Source organism: Tunicatimonas sp. (assembly GCF_049647865.1).
Taxonomy (GTDB): domain Bacteria; phylum Bacteroidota; class Bacteroidia; order Cytophagales; family Cyclobacteriaceae; genus Tunicatimonas.
The window spans coordinates 22,254-31,222 of the sequence record NZ_JBARYM010000018.1 but is presented as its reverse complement, the minus strand read 5'-3'; the positions used below and the strand labels follow the sequence as shown (position 1 = coordinate 31,222).

The 8,969-nt window shown below is 44.5% G+C and carries 6 protein-coding genes; 3 read left to right on the top strand and 3 right to left on the bottom strand.

Annotated features, from left to right (window positions below; all coding sequences use genetic code 11):
* The first annotated feature begins 9 nt into the window (after window positions 1–9).
* Window positions 10–3,879, top strand: a complete 3,870-nt coding sequence (locus WBA23_RS00715; RefSeq protein WP_424580310.1) for a translocation/assembly module TamB domain-containing protein — start codon at window positions 10–12, stop codon at window positions 3,877–3,879.
* 1 nt (window position 3,880) lies between these two features.
* On the opposite strand, the gene WBA23_RS00710 is transcribed toward WBA23_RS00715, so the two are convergent.
* Window positions 3,881–4,183: a rhodanese-like domain-containing protein gene (locus WBA23_RS00710; RefSeq protein ID WP_424580309.1), complete on the bottom strand. Its 303-nt coding sequence runs from the start codon at window positions 4,181–4,183 to the stop codon at window positions 3,881–3,883.
* 76 nt (window positions 4,184–4,259) lie between these two features.
* Here WBA23_RS00710 and WBA23_RS00705 point away from each other — a divergent pair, with 76 nt between their 5' ends.
* Both WBA23_RS00705 and WBA23_RS00700 read left to right on the top strand, forming a co-directional pair.
* Window positions 4,260–4,682 (top strand): OsmC family protein, encoded by a 423-nt coding sequence (locus WBA23_RS00705; protein ID WP_424580308.1) that lies wholly within the window; start codon window positions 4,260–4,262, stop codon window positions 4,680–4,682.
* 6 nt (window positions 4,683–4,688) lie between these two features.
* Window positions 4,689–5,873, top strand: coding sequence for a trans-sulfuration enzyme family protein (locus WBA23_RS00700; protein WP_424580307.1), 1,185 nt, complete (start codon window positions 4,689–4,691; stop codon window positions 5,871–5,873).
* 121 nt (window positions 5,874–5,994) lie between these two features.
* Here WBA23_RS00700 and cobA read toward each other — a convergent pair whose 3' ends face one another.
* Both cobA and WBA23_RS00690 read right to left on the bottom strand, forming a co-directional pair.
* A complete protein-coding gene (cobA, locus tag WBA23_RS00695) occupies window positions 5,995–6,780 on the bottom strand; it encodes a uroporphyrinogen-III C-methyltransferase (RefSeq protein WP_424580306.1) in 786 nt (261 codons plus the stop codon).
* Complete coding sequence (locus tag WBA23_RS00690) at window positions 6,777–8,894, bottom strand: HEPN domain-containing protein (RefSeq protein WP_424580305.1); 2,118 nt, start codon at window positions 8,892–8,894, stop codon at window positions 6,777–6,779. The genes cobA and WBA23_RS00690 overlap by 4 nt, the downstream gene beginning before the upstream one ends.
* Between the last annotated feature and the right edge of the window lie 75 nt (window positions 8,895–8,969).

The window sequence follows — 8,969 nt, the reverse complement described above, 5'->3', positions numbered from 1 at the left end:
AACTCAGTCTTGCGCGATTCACTAGTCTTTAACTATCGAACCAAAGCCAGCTTAGACTATTTTAACGATAGTGTAACCCTGATAGCCAATATAAAGGACTCTGAGCTACATGCTGAAGATTTGGCTCGCTTCGCTCCTACCCTACTGGAGTACAATGATTCTTACCGAGTTTCAGGAAACTTCAGGGGGCAAGTTAGCGATTTTACGCTGAGCGACATGATTTTCTCGTTCGGCACTGCCAGTCAACTAGTTGGTAATGTAAGCTTCGATGGCCTACCTGAAATTAAAGAGGCCTTCACCGACCTTCAGCTCAAAAACTCTTGGGTAAGTGCCGCTGACCTTAAGCAGTATGTAAACAATAATGAAGCCTACCGCACTGTAGAAAAATTTGGTATAGTTAGCTTCAGTGCTGAGTTTTTAGGTTTTCCTGACGACTTTGTAGCTAATGGTCAGTTTGCAACCCAATTAGGCAATGTAGAGTCTGATATTAATCTTAAGTTAGAGAACATCCCAATATATTCGGGAAGCTTATCGCTAAAGGACTTTGACTTAGGCACTTTAACCGATGAACCTGACCTACTCCAGCGAACCAGCTTTCGGGGATACATTGAAGGAGAGGGGGTGACCGCAGAGGAAGCTCGCTTTGATTTGGAGGCTGAATTTGACTACCTCGGTCTCAATCAGTATACGTATCATAATATTACTACTGATGCTCGATTGGCCCGCTCTTTCTTTGAGGGGAAACTTACCATTGATGATCCCAATCTACGCTTCACCGCAGATGGAACACTAGACTTTAGGAAAGGAGAAGAGCGTATTAAACTAGCTGCCGAACTAGACACCGCCTTCTTTCATAAGTTAAACCTATCAGATAAATATCTATTTTTAAGCACAAAAATTGATGCTGACACTCGGGGGTTGGAAGTAGACGAACTTAGTGGACGAGCGGCCTTCGATGACTTTTATATTGCCTACGATGATCGTAAGCTATTCATCGATTCTCTCCGATTCCAATCAGACTTTGATAGCCTTTCCCGTCAGGTAAGAGTACAAACTGAGCGCGTTAAGGCTGAACTTACAGGTAACTTCAAGTTCACCACGCTAGTTAGTGATATTCAAAAGCTGGCTAAAGAATATCAACTAATTTTCAGGAATGATAAGGAGGAGCTAGATGCATACTATGCCGCTCGCCAGGTAGAACCAGTGCAGCATTATCAGGATCAGTCTTATGAAATTGCCTACCAATTGGAGCTTAAAGATGCCAATCCTTTGTTACAGATGTTTGCTCCTGAAATAGTTTTATCTCAGAACTTTGAAGCTGATGGGCGGCTCATCGGCGGCTATACCAATATTTTTAGTGTTCACTCTACCTTTGATACCTTACAGTTCCGCGACCATTATTTCTACGACAATAGCGTGGAATTTACCACTTCAAAAATAGTAGATAGTACTAGCGTACTGGCTATGCTTTATATGGAGTCAGCCCGCCAGGATATTGCTACCAGTAACTTACAAGCCCCAATGGAAGACCTATCTATCGAGGCAATTTGGAGTGGCGAACACATCGACTTTCAGCAGTATATTCGTCGACAGGGCACAGATAACTACGCTAATCTGCTTGGGGAGGTAGAGTTCCTAACAGACAGTACGCTAATCCGCTTTCAGCCTTCTAACTTGCAGGTACTGGATCAGAGCTGGAAATTTTCGCCTCAGAATCAAATCTTGATCTCTAATCAGGATATAATCTTTGAGCAATTTAAGGTATTTAGCGGCACTGATGACCTTCGGCAAGAAATATCAGCAATAGGCACAATCTCTGCGAGTCCGGATAAGCAATTAACCGTCAATATCAACCGCTTTCAAGTAGCAAATCTTAACCCTCTTTTAGAGGAGGAATACGAAGGAGAAGTTAATGGGTTTATAGACTTAAAGGGTGTGCTTACTAACCCGGCAGATACGCTTCAAAGCTTAATCTTAGATAGTGAGATTGCAGTAAACAACTTCACAATTAATACTTTTGAAGTCGGAAATATTATTGGATTGGCCAAATGGAACAATCAGCGGCAGAATCTGAATTTAAATGTCATGGTCAACCGCGATGGGCAACGCGTTATTTCCGTTAACGGCACGTATGATTCTAAGCAGGAAGAAGATCAATTAGATCTGAAGGCGAGTCTTCGGGGAGCTTCTATTACAGTAGCTGAGCCCTACGTGGATGATATTTTTACAGAGCTCAAGGGCAAAATAAATGGTACTATCAACATCACCGGACGCTTAAACTATCCTATCTTGCGGGGCAAGGGCACACTGGCCGACGGTCATATTCGAGTCAACTACTTAAATACGCGATATAATTTCGACGGGGGAATTTTCTTTGATGCTAATACCATTGGGGTAGAAGACCTGGCTTTTAGAGATGAGCGCAACCAAACTGCTATTTTCAATGGTGGTATTTTCCACGATGGCTTTCGCGACTTTGTACTTGACCTAAACGGCTCGCTCAGTAACGTAGCAGTACTGAATACAACCTTGCAAGATAACGATATGTTCTACGGGAGAGGATACGCTACCGGAACAGTCTCGTTGTTAGGATCTATTGACAACTTGGATATTACTGCTCGAGCTAAGACCGAAAAGGGATCTAAGATCTACATCCCGGTAGGTGGAATTGAGGGGGTAGAGCAATCTGATTTTATTAGTTTCGTAAAAACAGACTCTGTACTTTCGACTGAGAATGAAATTGATAAATTAAACCTGACTGGCTTAAATCTGGATTTAGATATTGAAGTCACCCCTGATGCTTACGGTGAGATTATCTTCGATGTAAAAACGGGGGATATCATTCGAGGAAGAGCCCAAGGACAACTGCAAATGCTCATCAGTTCTCAGGGAGATTTTACCATGTTTGGCGACCTTCGCTTTGTGGAAGGTGGGTACAATTTTACCCTCTATAATATTATTAACAAAGAATTTAATATTGAACCGGGTAGTAGTATTGCTTGGTTGGGCGACCCATACGGGGGAGTGCTCGATATTCAAGCTACTTACGCCCAAGTGGCATCTTTGGCTCCATTAGTGGTTGACCCTAACCAGCGAGATAATGATGAAGTGCGACGCAATTATCCTACTGAAGTAGTGCTGGAACTTACTGGAGATTTAATGTCGCCCGACATTGACTTCGATATTAATATCCTTAACTATCCCCAAAATAATCTCTGGCTAAGAACGGCGGTAGAAACCTTAAACAACACTGTAGCTTACGATCAGGAGGAACTTAATCGGCAGGTATTTAGCCTGATTGTGTTACGCCAATTTTCCGAACAAGGCTCGTTTGATGTAGGTGGCTCAGTGGGGAGTAGTGTGAGTGAGCTACTTTCTAACCAATTCAGCTATTGGCTAAGTCAGGTAGATGAAAATTTAGAAATAGATGTAGACCTAGGAAGCTTTGACAACGATCGCTTTAATACCTTTCAGCTCCGGCTATCGTACTCTTTTCTAGATGGCAGACTCCGCGTAACTCGTGATGGCGGGTTTACTGACTTAAACAACAACACCAATGCGGCCACGGTGATTGGCGATGTGAGCGTAGAATACCTACTTACCGATGATGGCCGCTACCGGGTGAAGATGTACAATCGTAATAATTTTAACTCGCTAACGAACCCCCTTAATCAGGATTTCAATACTACTCAAGGCATTAGCCTGATGTATATTCAAAGCTTTGATAAGTTAAGCGATTTACTATCTAATACGCGCGAACGGGTTATCCAGGAACGCGAGGATGAGTCTCAGGTAGATAAAAGTGTAGACCCTAAGCCGCTGAGCCAGTCGACCGAACAAACTGCTGAGCCTGAATTACGGAAGAGTCTACCCAAGTAAACTATTGATTCTCCATAGCCTGATAGGCCAGAATTCCTCCTTTTAAATTATAGAGGTTGTCAAAATCGTGGTTGCCCTCCAAGTACTTTACCGCATTGGCACTACGGCTACCGCTACGACACTGCATAATCACTTTTCGGTCTTTTTTCACCTCATCTACGTGTTCCGGTAGCTGCCCCAGCGGAATAAGCTCTCCGCCGAGGTTGGCTTCGTCGTACTCGTGAGGCTCCCGTACATCAATTAGTTGAAACTCCTCGCCCGCTTCCTGCATGGCTTTAAGTTCTTCTACAGTAATTTCTTTCATATTCATTTTCGTTTTGCGGTGATTACTACTAATTTGACCACCAATTTTTCAAAAATTTCACCAATAACCAACCCGAATGCAAATAAAAATAAAGCGGTTAAACGATGCCACCCATTTAGAGGCAACGAATGAGGCGGGACTTACCCTGCAAATGGACGGCTCGCCCGACGTAGGTGGGAAGGATTTGGGAATGCGCCCCATGCAAGTACTGCTTACCTCACTAGGTGGCTGTAGCGCGATGGATGTTATCAGTATCCTGAAAAAACAACGACAGCCCCTAGAAGATATCCAATTCACCCTAAAAGGAACGCGTGAAGAAGGAAAGGTACCCGCTTTATTTTCCAAAATTCATATCACTTATGATTTATACGGAAATTTAGATGAAGGCAAAGTAAAGCGAGCAATTGATCTCTCTATGGAGCAGTACTGCTCAGTGACCAAGACTCTGGAAAAAACGGCCGAGATTACTTATTCTTTTAAAATTCACCCTAGTTCCTGAAATCAGATGCCTACAAAAAAATACCATTTCGAGACCAATGCTATCCGCACTCAAGCGGAACGGAGCCAACACCGAGAACATAGCGTACCAATTTTTGCTACCTCTAGTTTTGTGTTTGACGATGCTGAACAGGCGCGTGCCTTGTTTGCCAACGAACTGGACGGAAATATTTACTCCCGTTTTTCTAACCCAAATAACGATGAGTTCATTCAAAAGCTTTGTCTGCTGGAAAATACCGAAGCCGGAATAGCTACCGCATCGGGAATGGCCGCTATGTTTATTAGTATTGCCTCCTTCCTAAAGGCTGGTGATCATGTAGTAGCTTCCCGCTCACTATTTGGCTCTACTCATCAAATTCTGACGGGTTTACTCCCGAGGTGGAATATCAGCCATACTTACGTCGATATTCACGCCGATCTGAGTAAATGGGCGGAAGCTATTCAGCCTACTACTAAAATGATTTTTGTGGAAACCCCTTCTAATCCGGGGTTGGATCTACTGGATCTGGAAGCACTGGGAAAGTTAGCAAAACAGCGTGGGCTACTTTTCAATGTAGATAATTGCTTTGCCACTCCTTACTTGCAAAACCCAACTGACTGGGGAGCTGATTTGGTGACCCATTCGGCCACGAAGTTTATTGATGGGCAGGGGCGCGCTATTGGGGGCGCAGTATTGGGTAAAAAAGAAGCGATTGATGAAGTACGCTTTCTAGCCCGACATACCGGCCCAGCTATGTCGCCCTTCCACGGCTGGATTTTATCCAAAAGCCTGGAAACCCTCTCAGTACGTATGGAACGGCACTGCCAGAGTGCGTTACGTTTAGCTCAGTTTCTGGAAGAACAAACTGAGGTAATCAGCGTGAAGTACCCCTTTTTGCCCTCGCACCCTCAGCATGCACTAGCCCAACGGCAAATGCGGATGGGCGGAGGGCTGCTTACGTTTGAGTTGAAAGGGGGACTTGATCGGGGAAAAAGATTTCTTAACGCACTAGAGATGCTATCGTTTACTGCAAACCTTGGTGATTCCCGCAGTATTTGCACGCATCCGGCCTCTACTACCCATTCTAAACTATCCGAACAAGAGCAGGCTCAAGTAGGTATTACCCCTGGTTTAATTCGGGTTTCGGTAGGCTTAGAGCATCTAGAAGATATCCAGAGCGATATCCTTCAGGCTATTAATAGAAGTAAATAGCAGGGTTAGATTGCTAAATTACCGAATAGCTGATTACTAAGTAACCTTAGTTTTTTACAGAGTTGATACCGAGCTTATGGACTTCGTGCCTTTCATTTACCGCTTACCTATTATTAACTGTTCAAGCGTACTGCACCACCTCTTTCACCCAAGCCGGAACTTTATGCTCCCGTACTACTTCGCCAATCACGATAATTGCCGGTGATCCCAAGTTCTCTTCTTCGGCCATGTCAACCATAGTGGCTACGGTAGCTATACCAATCTTCTCCTCGGGTAGTGAACCATTCTGGATAATGGCTACCGGAGTATGTTGCTGACCATAGCCCTCGAAGACATTCTGAATTCTAGACAGTTGCCGCATACCCATCAGAATGACAACTGTAGCGGTAGATTGAGCGGCTAAGGCTACATCCTGCGATAGCGCGCCGTGGCGGGTGGTGCCAGTGATTACCCAAAAACTCTCGCTGACACCTCGCTTAGTTAAAGGAATAGATTGTAGTGCCGGAACCGAATAAACGGAACTAATGCCCGGTACTACCGAAACGGATACGCCCTGCGCTTCCGCGTAGGTTTGCTCCTCGTGGCCTCGCCCAAAAATATACGGATCGCCACCCTTCAGCCGAACTACGTGACCGTAATTCTCTGCACAGCGAACGATCAGTTCATTAATTTCTTCTTGAGATTTGTACTTTCTACCGCCTCGCTTCCCTACGTAAATTTTCGGAATATTGGGGCGAATGTACTGTAGTAATTCCTCGTTAGCCAGCGCATCGTACAGCACGATATCCGCTTCCTGCAAAGCTCGCATTCCTTTAAGCGTAATTAATTCCGGATCGCCGGGTCCTGCTCCTACCAAAGTCAACTGAGGCACTTTGCTGACCGTAGCCGTTAGTAATACTTTGCTCATGATGTCGAAACGGTAAGTTGTTCTTGGCGTACCTGCTGAACTTTTTTTAGAAAATTTTGAGCCTGCTGCAAGTATGCTTTGGCGAAATCAGCACTAGGCTCTACTTTATTCAGCTGTAGCACAGTATCCTCAAAAGAATCTTTTAGTCCGAGTAGTTTATGCTGACCGAAGTGTTCGTCAAACAAGCGAATAATGCTCATTTGGGTATTGGTCTTTACGTCGTTGGATAACAACATAGCTTTAGCTCCTACTACGAATGTATTGTAAGCGTGATAAATGGCATCAGCGTAGCGTTGTCCTTGATAATTTTCCTTGGCCCAACCTAGTTTTTCTTCTGCCTCGTAAAATAAAGTGGCTACTAAGTCGATGATCACTCCAGCACACTCACCTACCCCCGCTTCTACTTTAAAGTTTTCTTGAGCATGCCCCCAGTCAAAGTATTCATCAGTGGCTATTTCATCCAGTTCGGTGAGTGGTTTTAGTAAATGATAGAAGTACATTTTACCCTGTCGCTGATAGTAATCAGCGTAGTACTCGCCATCTAGTTGGTTTTCTTCGTAATCATCAAACAGAGTTCTTAGTATTTGTGGAGCACGCTTGCTAGGGGTTTTCAACAGCTTTTCAGCTACTCGACCTTGTCCGTTACCATCTACTCCACCACCTAGCAATACTTGCAAGGCGGGAACAACTCGCTTCTGTTTGTCTTTCAGTGAGCTTCCGTGAAACCCAATACTGGCAATACCGTGCTGACCGCAAGAGTTAGGGCAACCACTAATTTTTATCTTGATATCTTGATTCTTTACCAGATCAGGATATTCTTCAACAATGACCTTTTCTAAGGCAGAAGAAACTCCGGTACTATTCGAAATTCCCAGATTACAGGTATCGGTTCCGGGGCAAGCTGTGATATCGGCTACGCTATCAAAACCCGGATCGGCTAAGTTTAGCTCTTTTAAAGAAGTATACAGTGCCGGCAATGCTTCGGGACGCACGTAGCGCAGTAGTAACCCCTGATTAATCGTAATTCGGATGTCGTCGGATGCCAACCAGTCTACAACCGTGGCTAATTTTCGGGCAGTAGAAGTACTAATATCACCCAAAGGCACTTTAATAAACACTCCGTAAAACCCAGTTTGCTTCTGCTCGAATACGTTTGTGGCCTTCCAGAGAGCATAAGCCGCTTCATCCTGAATTTTGGCTTCCACCAGATTGATATCTTCAGGCAGCTGATGCGTCGGCACTTGAGTTGTGTCTACACGATAAGTTTTAGCTTTCAGTGCTGTCCGCTCTTCTTCTACCAGCTTCATTAATGCTTCTAGTCCGAGCGATTGCAGCAAAAATTTCATTCGGGCTTTGCCTCGCTTATTTCGTTCGCCGTGGCGGTCAAATACCCGTAGTACCGCTTCAGTGAAGGGAATAAGTTGGTCTTCGGATAAGAACTCATACGCCACCTGGGCCAAGTGGGGTTGAGCACCTAAACCACCACCCAATAAAATCTTAAATCCGCGTTCTTCTCTTCCATCCACGGTGCGCACCTTCGGAATTGCCCCAATATCATGAATGAACGTAAAGGCAGAATCTTTCTCGCTAGAAGAAAACGCAATTTTAAATTTACGTCCCATCTCCTGGCAAACCGGATTTCGCAGGAAGTATTTAAACATTTCCTGAGCGTAAGGAGAAACATCAAAAGGTTCTTCAGGATCAATGCCCGCCTTGGGAGAAGCCGTGATATTGCGAACTGTATTTCCACAAGCCTCCCGCAAAGTGATTTCATCTTTCTCTAGCTGCGCCCATAGCTCAGGAGTACGATCTAGGCTGACGTAGTGAATCTGAATATCTTGGCGGGTGGTGAGGTGTAGATTACCACTGGCGTACTCATCCGAAACATCAGCAATCCGTAGCAATTGTTGGGGAGTAAGTCGGCCAAACGGTAATTTTATGCGTACCATTTGTACGCCGGGCTGACGTTGACCGTACACACCACGGGCTAGCCGTAAGCTACGAAAGCGGTCATCATCAATTTTCCCTTCTTTAAACTGGCGGATTTTTCGCTCTAAGTCAATAATGTCGCGCTCTACGACGGGATTTTCAATTTCAGTTCTAAAACTCTGCATTGTTTAGAAGATTGGGTAAAAAAAAAGCCTTTCCTGACGGAAAGGCTTTGAGTCTATTTTAAGTAATTTTCTCTG